Annotated in this window: 15 protein-coding genes; all 15 read left to right on the top strand. The window is 29.2% G+C overall.

Going from position 1 to position 16,181, the window contains the following annotated elements; translation table 11 throughout:
* Positions 1–62 precede the first annotated feature (62 nt).
* The 15 genes from CLTEP_RS05430 (at position 63) to CLTEP_RS05360 (ending at position 16,086) form a co-directional block, all read left to right on the top strand.
* Positions 63–299 carry a Veg family protein gene (locus CLTEP_RS05430; RefSeq protein WP_066823753.1) on the top strand — a complete coding sequence of 79 codons (237 nt, stop codon included), beginning with the start codon at positions 63–65 and terminating at the stop codon, positions 297–299.
* Between the two features lie 90 nt (positions 300–389).
* Entirely contained in the window at positions 390–1,946 is a 1,557-nt protein-coding gene (locus tag CLTEP_RS05425; protein ID WP_066823750.1) for a DUF3794 and LysM peptidoglycan-binding domain-containing protein, read from the top strand.
* Between the two features lie 657 nt (positions 1,947–2,603).
* Positions 2,604–3,272: a coiled-coil domain-containing protein gene (locus CLTEP_RS05420; RefSeq protein ID WP_066823747.1), complete on the top strand. Its 669-nt coding sequence runs from the start codon at positions 2,604–2,606 to the stop codon at positions 3,270–3,272.
* Positions 3,273–3,513: 241 nt separating this feature from the next.
* Positions 3,514–4,356, top strand: coding sequence for a 4-(cytidine 5'-diphospho)-2-C-methyl-D-erythritol kinase (ispE, locus tag CLTEP_RS05415; protein WP_066823745.1), 843 nt, complete (start codon positions 3,514–3,516; stop codon positions 4,354–4,356).
* Positions 4,357–5,480: 1,124 nt separating this feature from the next.
* The gene (locus tag CLTEP_RS05410) at positions 5,481–5,678 is read left to right on the top strand and encodes a CLC_0170 family protein (protein ID WP_084364669.1); all 198 of its coding nucleotides are present in this window, start codon (positions 5,481–5,483) and stop codon (positions 5,676–5,678) included.
* Positions 5,679–5,700: 22 nt separating this feature from the next.
* On the top strand, positions 5,701–7,170 hold the full coding sequence (locus CLTEP_RS05405) for a spore germination protein (protein ID WP_066823743.1): 1,470 nt from the start codon (positions 5,701–5,703) through the stop codon (positions 7,168–7,170).
* Between the two features lie 14 nt (positions 7,171–7,184).
* Complete coding sequence (locus tag CLTEP_RS05400) at positions 7,185–8,276, top strand: GerAB/ArcD/ProY family transporter (RefSeq protein WP_066823871.1); 1,092 nt, start codon at positions 7,185–7,187, stop codon at positions 8,274–8,276.
* Positions 8,277–9,455 carry a Ger(x)C family spore germination protein gene (locus tag CLTEP_RS05395; RefSeq protein WP_066823741.1) on the top strand — a complete coding sequence of 393 codons (1,179 nt, stop codon included), beginning with the start codon at positions 8,277–8,279 and terminating at the stop codon, positions 9,453–9,455.
* Between the two features lie 89 nt (positions 9,456–9,544).
* Complete coding sequence (gene spoIIR / locus CLTEP_RS05390) at positions 9,545–10,285, top strand: stage II sporulation protein R (RefSeq protein WP_066823737.1); 741 nt, start codon at positions 9,545–9,547, stop codon at positions 10,283–10,285.
* 158 nt (positions 10,286–10,443) lie between these two features.
* Complete coding sequence (gene ypeB / locus CLTEP_RS05385; RefSeq protein WP_066823734.1) at positions 10,444–11,823, top strand: germination protein YpeB; 1,380 nt, start codon at positions 10,444–10,446, stop codon at positions 11,821–11,823.
* 297 nt (positions 11,824–12,120) lie between these two features.
* Entirely contained in the window at positions 12,121–13,152 is a 1,032-nt protein-coding gene (locus CLTEP_RS05380) for a D-alanine--D-alanine ligase family protein (protein ID WP_066823732.1), read from the top strand.
* Between the two features lie 27 nt (positions 13,153–13,179).
* Complete coding sequence (locus tag CLTEP_RS05375) at positions 13,180–14,163, top strand: DUF814 domain-containing protein (protein WP_066823728.1); 984 nt, start codon at positions 13,180–13,182, stop codon at positions 14,161–14,163.
* 18 nt (positions 14,164–14,181) lie between these two features.
* Complete coding sequence (locus CLTEP_RS05370; protein ID WP_066823726.1) at positions 14,182–14,613, top strand: YwiB family protein; 432 nt, start codon at positions 14,182–14,184, stop codon at positions 14,611–14,613.
* Between the two features lie 97 nt (positions 14,614–14,710).
* Positions 14,711–15,691: a sigma-54 interaction domain-containing protein gene (locus CLTEP_RS05365; protein ID WP_066823724.1), complete on the top strand. Its 981-nt coding sequence runs from the start codon at positions 14,711–14,713 to the stop codon at positions 15,689–15,691.
* A gap of 101 nt (positions 15,692–15,792) precedes the next feature.
* On the top strand, positions 15,793–16,086 hold the full coding sequence (locus tag CLTEP_RS05360) for a ribose-5-phosphate isomerase (protein WP_084364668.1): 294 nt from the start codon (positions 15,793–15,795) through the stop codon (positions 16,084–16,086).
* The last annotated feature ends 95 nt before the right edge of the window (positions 16,087–16,181 follow it).

Below are 16,181 nucleotides of genomic sequence, written 5' to 3'. Positions count from 1 at the left end.
AATAATGTAGGTAGGTGATTATTTTAGCTTAAATAAATAATAAAGATGAAAGGGTGAAAGCATTGAAGAAAATCGAGCAGCTCAGTACAATAAAAAAAGAAATAGAAAGTCACGTAGGGGAAAAAGTCATGTTGAAAGATATAGGAGGAAGAAGAAAGGTGTTTATTAAAGATGGTATAATAGAAAACACCTATTCTAGTATTTTTGTTGTAAGATTAAATGATAGTCATAGAAGAATATCCTACAGCTATTCAGATGTTTTGACTAAAACAGTTCAATTGGAATATTCAGTATCGTAATTTAACACAAAAAAAATTAATAAAGCCTCATATTTTCCTCTTAATACCTATATAAATTAATAGTAGGTATTATATAAAGGAGGAAAATCCATGGAATTGGTTAAAGAAAATATAGAATATGAACAATTGCAGATGGAAAATTCAGTAGATACTATTGTGAGAGATGAGTATGTAATACCTGATACTCATCCAGATGTAATCGAGATATTAATGTTAGATGCAAAACCAAGGATAATAAATAAAGAGGTTTTAGACGATAAGATACTTTTAGAAGGGCAGATAGAATATAATTTATTGTATGTTACAAATGTTAATGACAAAAGGGAAGTGTACAATGTAAATTATTCGACGGGATTTTCAAATTCAGTTGAATGTGAAAGTCTGTCTCAAGACAATGTATGCGAACCGGAATGTTATGTTGAACATATGGAATGCAATATTATTAATGAACGTAAGATATGCATAGAAGGAATAATTCAACTTAAATGTAATATCTACAGGAAATATGATTACGAAATTGTAAAAGATGTAACCAATTCAGATGATATTCAATTCTGGAAGAACCCAACTATGATAGATAAAATTATTGGAGATATCAATACAGAAATACTTGCTCAAAAACATATCAAAATTCCAATGGATAAACCAGAAATAGATAAAATAATAAAATATGATATAATTCTTCATAAGAAAAATGTTAAAGTAATGGAAGAAAAAGTTAAAATAGAGGCCATGGCTTGCATAAAATTATTGTATAAATCGGACAATGACAGTGATGTATATTTTATTGAAGATGAAGCAGAATTAGAAAAAGAAGTTGAAATGGATAGAGCAAATTCATTTATGGAGAATTGTTCTGATTTTAATGTGTATAATGTTGATTTTGCTATTAGAGAAGATGATTTAGGCGAAAGTAGAATTGTTGATGTTGATTTACTCGTAAAAACAAATATTAAGGTTATGCATAGAGAAGAGATAGATATGATAGAAGATGCATATTCACCATCTATGCTGCTTGATATGGATAAGAGAGAATACACTATGAATGTGATGCTTACACCAGTTAATGACGAAAAGGTTGTAAAAGGTGAAATTGAATTGGATAATGACGTACCTAAGCCGAGAAAAGTTATTATGTGTACTGGAGATGTATTCATTACGGATAAGAAGATTCTTGAGGATAAAGTAGTAATAGAAGGGGTAACAAAAACGTCAGTACTCTACAAGACTGTTGATGAAGGGAAACAGATCTCTGCAGTTGAGGATGAAATACCTTTTACGTGTGCACTTGATATTCCTGGAGTAAAAATAAATATGCAATGCTTGTGTAAGATAAGTCTCGAGAATATTGAAGCTGATATAGAAGCGGGTACAATAGCAGTTAAGGCATTAATAAAGGTTTATGCATTGGTAAACTATAATGTTCACAAGGAATTTTTGGTTGATCTATGTCAGAGTGATGGTGATATTCCTAATAAAAAGGCAAGTATTACAATTTATGTAGTTCAGAATGGTGATACATTGTGGAAAATTGCAAAACGTTATTTTACTACTATTGATGATTTGGTTAAATTGAATAATATTGAAGATCCTGATAATATTATGATAGGTCAAAAATTATTAATACCAGGAAGAGCGATAATATAGTACACACTTGATGATAAGGTTACAGGTGCTAGGAGAAAGAAGAAGGGACTAGGGGCTAGGTTTTAATCTCTAACTAAGTTACAATCTGTTTTGGCGATTGGTGATTGGCAACTTTGTTTTAGTCTCTAGTCTCCAGTACAAATTTGTGACTTGAGAACCAGTATCTGTTTTAGGTACTAAGCGTTAAAATAAGTTTGCTAGGCTGCTAGAGGGCTAGAGGGCTAGCACAGATTCGTAACTTGATTACTATATGCTTATAATCACCAAATGTTTTTATATACATTTAGGAAATCGTGTAACGATTTCAACATTAACTGGACACTAGCCCACTAACAAACTGACCAACTAGTAATTTTATTTGAAGAAATTACACAGTAATTTCGAAATTAACTATCCAACTGATAACTGCTCAACTCCCAACTTGCACTACAATTTCAACCCTTACTATTCCCTATTCCCTATTCTCTATTCTTTATGTAAGGTTTTCTGAATCGATGTTTGTTTTTATTGGAAAAATATTCTGAGTTTATTAGGCTGATAAATTAGTGTATAATAATATTGAGATTAATTTGTTAGGAGTGGACTGTAAGCTATTAAATGTATTGAAATTTGTATTCAAATGTGTTGAAATATACTCAAAGAGAGGAGTGAGTGCGAATGAACAATGAAGAAAAGATATTGCAAATATTGTCTCAATTACAAAATCAGGTAATGGCACTTGACAGTAAAGTAGAAGACAACTATAAAGAAATTAGGGCACTTAATGCTAAAGTAGAAGACAACCATAAAGAAATTATGGCACTTAATGCTAAAGTAGAAGACAACCATAAAGAAATTATGGCACTTAATGTTAAGGTAGGAGATAACCATAAAGAAATTGTGACCTTAAATACTAAAGTAGATAATATTAATAATAAGGTAGATAATAATTATAAGGAAATTGTGGCACTTAATGCTAAGGTAGGAGATAACCATAAAGAAATTGTGACCTTAAATACTAAAGTAGATAATATTAATAATAAGGTAGATAATAATTATAAGGAAATTGTAGCACTTAATGCTAAGGTAGAAGATAACCATAAAGAAATTGTGACTTTAAATACTAAAGTAGATAATATTAATAATAAGGTAGATAATAATCATAAAGAAGTTATGACAAAATTGGATAATTTGGAAAACAAATTTGATGATTTAGAGTCTAAAAATGCAACAAGACATACTGAAATGCTTGATAAAATTGATAATGTATCTAAGGAACTAACTCTTGTTGAAGCTATTAGCGGTAAAAACTTAGCAGATATAGCTCATTTGAAATTGGTTAAATAGTATTTTTTAAAATTAGAACTCCCTATGGAGTTTTTTTATTATGTTCAAGAAATTGCATAACAACTTTATATTAAATGATAACCTTTGAAAAATCGTGTAGCGATTTCATCATCAACTGACAACTAGCCTACACTATTCTTTATTCCCTAATTAAAGTTCACTATTCAATGTTTTTGTAATATACTATTTCTATAATATATAATTCACATAATTGTGAGTAAATAGGGGTGAAGCTGATAAAATGGAAATAAAAGCATATGCGAAAATAAATATATCACTTGATGTAGTTGGGAAGAGGGATGATGGTTATCATTTGCTAAAAATGATTATGCAGCAAATTGAACTGTATGATTTAATAAATATAGAAAAATGCTATAAAGGTATTAGCATAAAATGTAATAAAGAATATGTTCCTACAGATGAAAGAAATTTAGCATATAAGGCTGCAAAACTTTTTCTAGATACATACAAGATTGATTCAGGTGTAAACATAAATATACATAAAAATATACCTGTTGCAGCAGGATTAGCTGGCGGTAGTACAGATGCTGCGGCAGTGTTGAAAGCTATGAGAAAGCTTTTTAATGTAGATGTGAATAATCAAGAACTTATGAAACTAGGTTTAAAAATAGGTGCAGATGTTCCATATTGTATTACGGGAGGGACTGCTTTGTGCGAAGGAATTGGTGAAATTATAACACCTTTGAATGCGTTTAAGGGACATATATTGGTCTTGGTTAAGCCTAACTTTGGAGTATCAACTAAAAATGTATATAAGAGTTTGGATATAAATAAAATAATAAAACATGTTAATACACAAGCTTTAATTGAAAGTATCAGTCATCAAGAATTAGGAGAAACATGTAAGTACTTAAAAAATGTTTTAGAAAATGTTACCCTAAAAAAATATCATACCATTAGAAATATAAAAGATGGTATGATTAGGTATGGTGCATTAGGAAGTCTTATGAGTGGAAGTGGGCCGACTGTGTATGGTTTTTTTGATGATATGCTTAAAGCTCAGAAATGCTATGATATTTTTAAATCTAAATATGATGATGTATTTATTACAAGAACGATTTAAATTAGTCAAGGGACTAGGGATTAGGTACCAGGTGCTAGGAGAGAAAAGAAGGTACTAAGGGTTAAAACGAGTTTGCTAGAGGGCTAGTTTCTAGTCGCCAGTCTCCAATCTCCAATACAGATTTGTAACTTGAAAACTGGCATCTATTTAAGAATAAGATTCTAGGTACTAATGTCTATCAAAGTCACAATCTGCTTTGGCGACTGGTTACTGGTGGTTGGTAACTCTGTTTTAGTCTCCAATCTCTAGTTTCCAGTACAAATTTGTGACTTAAGAACTACTATCTATTTAAGAATAAAGTCCTAAGTATTAATTTTCATAAAAGTCACAATCTGCTTTGGCGACTGGTTACTGGAGATTGGCGATTTTGTTTTAGTCTTCAGTACAGATTTACCATTTGTATACCAGTATCTGTTTTAGGTACTAGAAATGAAGCAAGTTTGCCAGGGTGTTAGAGGGCTAGTTTCCAGTACAAATTTGTGATTTGAGAACCAGCATCTATTAAGAACAAACTTCTAAGTATTAATTTTCATCAAAGTAACAATTTGCTTTGGTGATTGGCGATTAGTGACTTTGTCTTAGTCCCCAGTCTCCAGCACAGATTTACCATAACTAGTTACTAGCCGACTTGTAACTGGCAGTCTTGTTTAAAAAAATCGTATAACGATTTCATCATTAACTAGTCACTAGCAAACTGACCAACTGGCAATCTTTATTTAAGAAATTGCATAGCAATTTCAACCTCTACTAGTCACTAGCAAACTAGCCAACTGACACTCTCATTCAAATAAATTGCGAAGCAATTTCCACCTTTACTATTTTCTATTCTCAATTATAAATTCCCGTGTATATTTTATACTAATGCAGCGAAGACTACTTACTAGAAAAGATTTTCATTTGTATCAATTATATCATTAAAAGTAGAATTTATATTTTTGTGCATTGAATATATACTGTGCATTCTGCAAATTCTTTTGACAGAAATAGTAGACTTTGTATTTTTGAGCATTGAGTACTGTTGTCTTTTAGATTGATGATGAAATGTAAAGTTCTTTCAAAGTTTTTGAGTTCAATAAATAATGAGTAAAGTTTATTAAAATGAATTTATTTAGGGGAGATATTTAATGTATATGAAAATATTAGATTTATTTGACATATATTTTTTGATTATGATGTACATAGAAGGATTTGTTATGATTTTTGTTGATCATAAGAAGTATACAAGAGAAGAAAAACATAATGTTGCTAATAAAGCTAAAAAGCTAGGTATCATAATGATAGTACTTTCAACAATATTATTTGTTGCCAGGCAGATAGCTTAGAAAACTAAGGAAGTGAATTTAATTGAAAGAACAGATAAGAGATAATATAAGCTTGAGTGCTGAAGAAAATCTTGAATACATAGAAGAACTTTTGAAAGATAATTCAGATATAATATTTAGAAAATTTAATATTGGTAAATGGAAAGCATCAATAGTTTATATAGATGGTATGGCAGATAAAATTTTGCTTAATGAATATGTTTTAGAGCCACTTATGATTACATATTCTTCAATAAATGATGTTACCAAACCACAAGACATAAGAGATAATCTATTAACTGTAACAGACATGAGAGAAGTTAAAAAGCTGAGTGAGGGTGTAAATGCAGCATTGTCTGGTGATACACTTATGTTTATAGATGGTTTAAATATTGCTTACGTTATAGCAACACGTTATTGGCCGGTGAGAGGGGTGTCAGAGCCATCAGGTGAAACAGTAATACGAGGAGCGAGGGATGGCTTTACTGAAACGATAAGGTTTAATACAGCATTGGTGAGACGAAGGATTCGTGATACTAGATTTAAGGAAGAAAGAGGAGTTGTAGGGAAAAGATCTAAGACTGATATAGCGATAATGTATATTGATGATATAGTTAATAAAGATATATTGAAAGAGGTAAAAGATAGGATAGATAATATTAATATTGATGCAGTTTTAGATAGTGCTTATGTAGAGCAATTGATAGAGGACAATAAAATGTCACTATTTCCACAGTTGCAGACGACAGAAAGACCTGATGTAGTAGCCTCTGCATTGTATGAAGGAAGAGTTGCTATTCTTGTCGATAACTCTCCTTTTGCTATTATTGCACCTGCTACTTTGCCAGCTTTTTTTCAAACACCAGATGATTACAATCAAAGGTGGATAAATTCGTCACTTGTAAGAATACTGAGATTTGTAGGAATAGTAATATCATTGATACTACCAGCACTTTATGTTGCTGTAACATCATATCATACATCAATAATACCAACAAAGTTAGCATACTCTATTGCAGCATCAAGAGAGGGTGTCCCATTTCCTGCTTTTATTGAAGCTATAATAATGGAATTTAGTTTTGCAATGCTTATGGAGGCTGTTGTTAGATTGCCAAAACCAATCGGTGCAACTATAGGTATTGTTGGAGGGCTGATAATAGGTCAGGCAGCGGTTAGTGCAGGTATTGTGAGCCCAATAATGATAATGATAGTATCATGGACTGCTATTACAACTTTTGTAACGCCTAATTATGAAGTTGTATCGGCTCTCAGGATGGTGAGATTTTTGTTAATAATAGCATCTGCGATAATTGGATTATATGGTATAATTCTTGGATTAACGGTTCTAATTATACATTTAGTAAAACTAGAAAGTTTTGGAGTGCCATATTTATCTCCAATTGTAAACCCTAATACTAGGGATTTTAAAGATATGTTTATTAGAGCACCTATATCAAAATTTAAAGACAGACCGAGATTTATGGGGACTGGAGATAAAATTAGAAATGAATAATGAGTGGTGATGATATGCAACAACAAAAATTCATAGGACGATTTGGAGTTTTTTCTACTATAGTTGTAAGCGTAATGGGAGTTGGAATATTTTCGTATCCAAGAGAGTTAGCTGATGCAATAGGAAATGATGGTTGGTTAATAACTATTATTTCAGGAATAATAACATTTGGACTATTATATATAATCTACAAATGTGTTAAACTTAACAAATTTGATACTTTTACAAACATTCTAGAAAATAATTTTGGGAAATTTATTGGTAAACTGATTGCAATTGTATTTGTAATTAACAATATAATTTTTATTTCTATAGGTATGAGAATTTTTGATGAAGTATTGAAGATGTTTTTATTAGAAAAAACACCTACAGAATTCATAATAATATGTATGATATTAGTGGGTACATATCTTATAAGAGGGAAAATTGGTAACTTAATAAGATTTAATCAAGTAGTGTTTTGGATTATGACTATTCCACTATTTATAATAATGCTTTTTTCTCTCAAGAATGCAGATTTCACAAATGTTTTACCAATATTACAAAATAAGCCTATAGAGTATTTAAAGGCTATACCAGTATCTTTAATTGCATTTACAGGAATAAATATAGCTTATTTGATTATTCCATATATAAAAAACGATGATAATACTTCAAGAATTTTAGTTAAAAGCATAGGATTCGTATCTATTTTTTATATAGTTGTTACTGTATTTTCATTATTTGTTTTTTCACTAGAACAAACGAAAGTTCTTCTATGGCCAACAATATCTATGATTAAATCAATAGATATGCCGGGTGCTTTTGTGGAAAGATGGGAAGGCATAGTTATGTCATTTTGGATAATGTTTTATTTTACGACATTTGTAAATGCGTATTATTTTTCGGCAGAAATAATTAAAGATGTTTTCAATATAGGGAGTATAAATTTAGCTCCAATAATTATTTCACCGCTTATATATGTAGTAACATTGATACCAGAAAATATTGCTGAAGTATATTATGTTAAATCTAAAATAATGCCTATATTTTCATTAATAACAGTGGTAATTATACCTTTAACTTTATTTGGTTTTAGCAAGGTGAAGATGAAGGGAGTTAAGTAGATGAAAATCAAAAATATATTGGCTATTGTTTTATGTTCAATAATGCTTACAGGATGTTGGGATAAAGTTGAGATAGATAAGAAGAGCTTTGTATCTACTGTTGGTGTTGATATAGGTAAAGATATCTCTAAAGTGGATGAATTAAAAAAGGTTGATCCTAATGATCCTTTTCCTGAAAGAAGATTAAAAGTATTAAATGTTACTTTTGGTTATCCAAATATCAGCAAATTAGGACCTGGTAAGGAAGGAAGTGCAGAGGAAAAGACTATAGTTACAGAGGCATATTCAGTTGAAGATGGTATATCATATGCTATATCAAAAAGTAGCAGAAATATTCATTTGGGGCACATGAAACTATTGATACTAAGCAATGAAATAATGATGTATCCCGAAATAGTAAAAGAAGTTGTGGATTATTTCCAAAGACAACCATTAATAAATAGGATGATGCTTGTAGTGATTGCTGAAGGTAAAGCAGAGGATTATGTAAAATTCAAACCAGAAATGGAGAAAAATATAGAAACATATATTTCTGGACTGATGGAAAATTGCACTAGAAATGCATCTATATTCCCTGTGACTTTAAATGAACTGCTTATTTCATTGAGTGAGAATGGGAATGCTATTGTTCCTAGAATAAAACTAGATAAAGAGAAAAATGAAGTAAAACTATCAGGTACTGTAGTAATAGAAAATTATAAAATTAAAGGTATACTAAATCAAGTAGAAACTTCTGATTTAGAATTGATAAGAGGTAAATTAAAAGGTGGCAAAAAGGTCATAATTAAAGATGGCCATCCAATTGATTATATGATAGAAGGTATTGAAAGAAAGGTCAGCGTAAAAAAGATAAATGATGATAAATTATTATTTACAATAGATATAAAATTAGAAGGAAGAATGAAGGAATATGCTACAGATAAAAAAGTGTTTTCTAAAAAGGTTTTAGCTGAAATAGAGAATAACATTGATAATTCATTGAGTCAAGAGTGCGAGAAAATAGTAAAAATGACACAACAGAAGTTTGGTATTGATTTATTTGGATTGAATGAATATATTGAAAAATTTAAGCCAAAATTATGGAAAGAAATAAAAGACGATTGGAAAGAAATATTTTCATCATCCTATGTTAAAATTAATATAAATGCAAAAATAAGAAGAATTGGAATAACTAAATGAATAGAATGCCAATAACTTGTCAATAATTTACATATACAAGCATAAATAGCTTATAAAATGATTGATAAGTTGGATAGGGGTGTGTATTCTTGAATAAAATAGTTTTATCAATATTGTGTTCTATTATTATTTTTGTATTTGTATCAAGCATGATAATATATAAAAAACCTACACAAGAGAGCATAGCTTCAAAAATAATAAGATTTCATGTTATTGCAAATAGTGATTCTAATAATGATCAAGCACTAAAATTAAGGATTAGGGATGAGGTGCTTGGTTATATGTCTCCGAAGCTTAAGAAAATCAGTAATATTGAAGAATGTAGGAAAATATTGCTTGATAATAGTGATGAAATAATAAAATTGGCTAGAAAGATTATAAAACAAAGTGGCTATAATTATAGTGTTAAAGTAGCTCTTTCTAATGAAAATTTTCCTATTAAAACATATGGTAATATTACTCTTCCACCTGGAAAATATGAAGCGTATAGAATAATAATTGGAGAGGGACAAGGACATAATTGGTGGTGTGTTATGTTTCCACCTTTGTGTTTTGTTGATATTACTAAATCAGAAGTTTCTTACGAGGAAACAGAAAAATTAATGAAAAGTGTTCTTACTGATGATGAATATAATCTCATAAATAATATGAAAGATGAAAAAATTAAAAAAATGATAAGGGATGAAGTAATAAAGAAAGCTATAGAAAAAAAAGCTATAGAAAAAAGAGCTTTTGATAAGGATTATGTTAAGTTAGATGATAAGACAGTTAAAGTTAAATTTAAAATAGTTGAAATAATAGATAAAATTATTAAGAGAGTACACTCATAATATTCAATAGAGTGTGCTCTCTATTTTAGTATGTACATAAAGGCATAATTTATTTGAATAAGTGCAATTTCAGATAGTTCTTTATTTCAATGTGCATACATAAAACTGTTTATTGTGGTAAAAACTATATGTTAGTAAATTATGAAAGGAGTACTTAAATGAAGACCAATATGACTAAAAAAAGAATAGTATACACTTGTGTTGTAACACTTATTGTGGTTTTTACTACTACATTTGCAATTCTTATGACGTTAGAAAGAACGGATTATAGGAATTATTTGCAAGGACAATATAGTAAAAATATGTATGACTTGATTAATTCAGTACAAAATATAAGATCTAATTTAAGCAAGTCAGCTATTATTGGTTCTAGTGAGCAAAATATTATTGTTTTTAGTGAAATATTTAGATATGCTAGTATAGCTAATGATAAACTACATTCACTTCCAATTTCTCAAGAAGTATTAGGAGATACGAGTGCATTTTTATCACGTGTAGGAGATTTTTGCTATTCACTTGCAGCGTCTGCTTCAAAAGGAAAGGAGTTGACTGATGCTGATTATAATAAAATAGATATGCTTGAAGAAGAATCCTTTCAATTAGAGGCTGAACTTAATAAAGTGCTTTCTGATATAAATGAAGGTAATGTTAAATGGGGTGAGATTAGGAAAAAAGTAACAGGCGTATTTGCTAAAACTAGTGGCGAAAAACAAATATCAAAAAAATTTGAAGGAATTCAAAAGCAAATTGCACAATATCCAGCACTTATATATGATGGACCATTCTCAGATAATGTGCAGGAAATCAAACCGAGAATATTAAAACAAAAGAAAATTTCACAGCATAAAGCATCTGAAATAGTTAAATATGTTTTAGGAAAAGAAAAAATTTCAAATATTAAAGTTATTAGTTCAGATGGAAAAACCAATATACCTTCGTATAGATTTAATGTAAATATGAAAAATCGAAAAAAGAATGATTCATCTGTAATATGTGAAGTGAGTAAAAATGGAGGTAGAATAGTTTATTTACTTGATAATAAAACTATTACTAATCCCAAAATAAGTGAGAAAGAGGCTCTTAAAATAGGAAAAAATTTTCTAGAGAGAATGGGATACAAAAATATGGTTTCAACATATACATTGAATTATAAAAAGTATGAGGTTATAAACTATGTTTACAATCAGAATGGAATTATGGTCTATCCTGATCAGATTAAATTAAAAATAGCATTAGATGATGGCGAAATTATAGGAGTTGAAGCAGAAAAATATCTAACATCGCATATAGACAATAGAAAAATATCAGAGCCTACAATTACTAAAAGTGAAGCATACAAAAAGGTAGGTAAGAGATTAAAAATAAACTCTGTTAAGTTAGCAATTGTGCCTACAGAAACAAATAAAGAAGTTTTATGTTATGAATTTGCCGGCCAGTATAAAGGAAAAAATTTTATTGTTTACATTAATGCACAAACTGGTCATGAGCAAAAAATTATTGAAATAATCAATACCCCTAACGGAAAATTAACCATATAAGGTAGTTGATGAGAAATTTTGCTTCAGGTGAAGTAGAGTCTCCACCTGAAGTTGTGATATATTACTTATTGAAGATAGTATTAACTTCAATAAGTAATTTGAATTTTTATCATATACAGTACAACGAAAAAATGTAGCATGTAAAGATTTTTACAGTGAACATCAATACAAAATATATGTGCATTAAATATAAATATTGTATATTACGAATTGAAGATAGTATTAAATTCATTGTAATATGATATGTTTTTTTTGATATAATTATAGGGATAACAAAATTTGAAGGGAGAAGTATTGATGAAAAAAAAAGTAGCTATTTTATTTGGAGGGCAATCAACAGAGCATGAGGTTTCATTATTATCGGCTGCTTCTGTATTAAGAAATATAGATTACGATAAATATATTGTGTATCCTATAGGTATTACAAAAGATGGGCAATGGTTTCAATATAACGGTAATATTTTAAATATTGAAAATGGCACATGGGAAAATGATTATGAAAACAAAGTGGAGAATGGACAAAAACTCTTATTTGATAGAGCTGTAGATGTGGTTTTTCCAGTATTGCATGGATTATATGGAGAAGATGGAACTATACAAGGAATGTGTAAATTATTAAGTATACCATGTGTAGGAGCGGGTGTATTGTCATCTGCATTATGTATGGACAAGGTATATACAAAATTTTTATTGGATAGATTTGGAATAAAACAAGCGGAATATTTTATAATAAAAAGCTATGAATATACTAAAAATAAAGATAATATAATCAATGATATCGAAAAAAACATTGGATATGATTTGTTTATTAAACCATCAAATAGTGGTTCATCTGTTGGAATAACAAAAGCTCATAATAGGCAAGAGTTAATCAATGGTATTGATGAAGCTTTAAAATACGATAGTAAAGTATTGATTGAAAAAGCTATAAATGCTAAAGAAGTGGAAGTTTCAGTTTTAGGAAATGAAAGTGTAGAAGCTTCAATACCTGGAGAGATTGAGCCGTCTAAAGAGTTTTATGATTATGAAGCAAAATATGAGAGCGAGGATTCAGAATTAATTATTCCAGCAAGATTGTCTGATGAGAAGATAAATGAAATAAGGCAAAGAGCAATTGAAGTGTATAAAATTTTAGATTGTCGTGGAATGGCAAGAGTTGATTTTCTTGTTGATAAAAATACTGACGAAATATATACTAATGAGGTGAATACAATACCTGGATTCACAAAGATAAGTATGTACTCAAAACTATGGGAAGCAAGTGGAAAACCATATGATGTATTAATTGATGAATTATTTGAACTTGCTATTTCATCTAAAAATATATGATTTGAACAATTTGAAAGGAGTATACATATGACAAGAGCATTAGCGATGATTTCTGGTGGATTAGACAGTATTTTAGCAGCAAAACTAATAAAAGATCAAGGTATAGAAGTAATAGGAATATGTTTTAAATCGTACTTCTTTAATGAAAGCAATGCTAAAAGGATGGTTAAACAAATAGATGTCCCTCTAAAAGTAATAGATATTTCAAAGGAACACTTCGAAATGGTAAAAAACCCTAAGCATGGTTATGGTAAAAATATGAATCCATGTATAGATTGTCATGCTATGATGATGAAATATTGTAGTAAATTATTAAAAGAATATAATGCTGATTTTATTGTTACTGGTGAGGTTGTTGGACAAAGACCAATGTCTCAAAACAAGGCATCATTGAATCTTGTAAAGAAGGAATCGGGAATAGGAGAAAAAATATTAAGACCATTGTGTGCTAAGAATTTGGAACCAACTGAAATGGAATTAAAGGGATTGGTTGATAGAGAAAAGCTTCTTGATATATCTGGAAGAAATAGAAAAGTGCAAATGGAATTAGCAGAAAAATGGGGTATAGTTGACTATCCATCACCAGCTGGTGGATGCAAACTAACGGAGCCTAACTATGCAAGAAGATTAGAGGAACTTTTAAAATTCAACGATAATATAAGCAAGAGAGAGCTTGAGATGCTGAAATTAGGAAGGCATTTTAGAGTATCACGTAACGCAAAAATTATTTCAACTAGAACAGCATTGGAAGCAGAGGAATTGAAGAAATATATTACAAAAGAAGATATTATATTTCTTGCAAGAGATTTTAAGGGCTCTATGTCTGTAATTATTGGTAAGCCAACAAAAGAAGACATAGAATTTGCAGCTAAGATAACAGGTAGGTATTCAAAAGGAAAAGATGAAAAAAATTTGTATATAAAATATGGTAATTACTCAAATGAATTAAATAATATAATAAAAATAAATCCAGCTAAAGATGAAGAAATAAATAGGTATATAATAAAATAATGAATATGGAGGAACTATATGAAAAAAAAGGCACTAATATCAATAATAAGTAAGCAGGATGATAAAAAAGATGATGTTATAGAAGTGGTAACGCCAGGGAGTTTCTATAAAAAGGATAATCATTATTATGCTGTATATGAAGAAACAGAAATATCAGGGATGGAAGGAACCACTACTACAATAAAAATAAGTAATGATAATTTTATATTATTGAGAAAAGGTTCTACGAATACAAAAATGACTTTTAAGAAAAATCTTAATGATGTTGTTTTATACAATACTCCTCATGGAACTTTGGAACTTTTGATAGATATTGATGATATCTCAATTGATGTTAATGATAATGGTGGGAAAATTTTAGCAAAATATAATATGTCTGTTGCGGGGCAGGAACCATTACCAACAGAGTTGGTTGTGGAAATTAAGGCAGAAGAAAAGGAACTTAATTAATTTATTTCTCTAAATAATTATTGACTTATTGTTTGTAAACAGATTTGAAGAAAAGGAACTTCATTAATTTGTTTTTTCTAGGGGAGCTGGGATTGATATGTTTGATAAATCGTCTTATTATTGTAAATATGATTTTACGGATATAATAGGTAAAAATGAAAGAATACTAAATGCAAAACATAAAGCACTTAAAGTAGCTAATACAAATTCGCCTGTTTTGATTTATGGTGAAACAGGAACGGGTAAAGAATTGTTTGTACAAGCAATACATAATAATTCTTGTAGAAGAAATAAGCCATTTATTGCACAAAATTGTGCCGCAATACCTAATGAATTGTTTGAAAGTGTTCTATTTGGGACTATAAAGGGAAGTTTTACTGGGGCTGAAGCAAGAAAAGGTATTTTTGAAGCTGCCGATGGAGGGACATTGTATCTTGATGAATTAAATTCTATGCCTGTTGAACTTCAAGCTAAGTTTTTGAGAACCCTTCAAGAAGGCACGATTATGAGAGTAGGTGACAGTAAAATAAAAAAAATTGATGTTAGGATTATTTCTTCGGTGAATGAAAATCCTGAATTTCTGGTTGAAAAAGGTAAACTAAGAAAGGATTTGTTTTATAGGTTAAATGTTGTGAGAATAGATTTACCGCCTCTTAGAGAAAGGAAAGAAGATATTCCTGTATTGGTTAACTACTTTATAGACAAGTTTAATTGTAAGTTTAAAATGAATATAAAAGGTATAGATAAAAATGTATTAGAGAAATTTATTCTAAGGGAATGGCATGGAAATATTAGAGAATTAGAACATGATATAGAAGCTGCTTTTAACGAATGTGATGGTGATATTTTACATTTAAATGATTTTGAAAAATGTAAATATGGTGAATTTGATAATTGTGAAAATAAAGGTTTGAAATATGATATTATGAAATTTGAAAAGCAAAAAATAAAAGAAGCATTGGTAATATGTAATAATAATATTTCAGAAACGGCAAAATATTTATGTATACCAAGACAAACTCTACAATATAAAATTAAAAAATATAACCTATTTGTGAAGGATATAGGCGATTCTTAGTCTATATCTTTTTATATATGCATAATCGTGTATATTAAATTAGAATTTTGGATAATAATTAAGATATGTTTCTATAATTTAATATAGAGAGGATAATGATTGTGTTTATAAAAAATGATTATGAAAAGATAATAGAAGCTATTTGTGCTATTAAGGGTATAAGAGAAGAGGAGTTAGTCAAAATATTGGAAGATAAGAATTGCAGATATCTTATGTTCTTCCTAATGAAAAAATATAATTGTTTAGATGTAAATAGATTGAATGAAGATTTTTACATTAAGAATAAAAGGATAGTCACATATGGTATAAAAAAGGCAGAGGAAAAATTATTGATTAATAGAGATTTTAGAGCAATGTATTTCAAAACACAAAAAATAATAGAACAAATGAAGTAAATATTTTTACTGCAAAAAAGTTTTCAAAAAGCAAAAAAAAGACTAGCCATATATAAAAAAATGTGCTAATATGTTTAATATGTTTTAAAAAAGAA

This window comes from Clostridium tepidiprofundi DSM 19306 (genome assembly GCF_001594005.1).
Classification (GTDB): domain Bacteria; phylum Bacillota; class Clostridia; order Clostridiales; family Clostridiaceae; genus Clostridium_AC; species Clostridium_AC tepidiprofundi.
Note: the sequence above shows the minus strand (reverse complement) of the source record. Positions and strands in the feature narration are given on the sequence as shown.

Bases quoted from the DNA above. Each gene is read 5' to 3' on its own strand.
- CLTEP_RS05380 (WP_066823732.1), top strand. From the start codon at position 12,121: ATGAAAAAAAAAGTAGCTATTTTATTTGGAGGGCAATCAACAGAGCAT.
- CLTEP_RS05395 (WP_066823741.1), top strand. From the start codon at position 8,277: ATGAAAATCAAAAATATATTGGCTATTGTTTTATGTTCAATAATGCTT.
- CLTEP_RS05425 (WP_066823750.1), top strand. From the start codon at position 390: ATGGAATTGGTTAAAGAAAATATAGAATATGAACAATTGCAGATGGAA.
- CLTEP_RS05370 (WP_066823726.1), top strand. From the start codon at position 14,182: ATGAAAAAAAAGGCACTAATATCAATAATAAGTAAGCAGGATGATAAA.
- ispE (WP_066823745.1), top strand. From the start codon at position 3,514: ATGGAAATAAAAGCATATGCGAAAATAAATATATCACTTGATGTAGTT.
- CLTEP_RS05365 (WP_066823724.1), top strand. From the start codon at position 14,711: ATGTTTGATAAATCGTCTTATTATTGTAAATATGATTTTACGGATATA.
- ypeB (WP_066823734.1), top strand. From the start codon at position 10,444: ATGAAGACCAATATGACTAAAAAAAGAATAGTATACACTTGTGTTGTA.
- CLTEP_RS05410 (WP_084364669.1), top strand. From the start codon at position 5,481: ATGTATATGAAAATATTAGATTTATTTGACATATATTTTTTGATTATG.
- CLTEP_RS05400 (WP_066823871.1), top strand. From the start codon at position 7,185: ATGCAACAACAAAAATTCATAGGACGATTTGGAGTTTTTTCTACTATA.
- CLTEP_RS05420 (WP_066823747.1), top strand. From the start codon at position 2,604: ATGAACAATGAAGAAAAGATATTGCAAATATTGTCTCAATTACAAAAT.
- CLTEP_RS05375 (WP_066823728.1), top strand. From the start codon at position 13,180: ATGACAAGAGCATTAGCGATGATTTCTGGTGGATTAGACAGTATTTTA.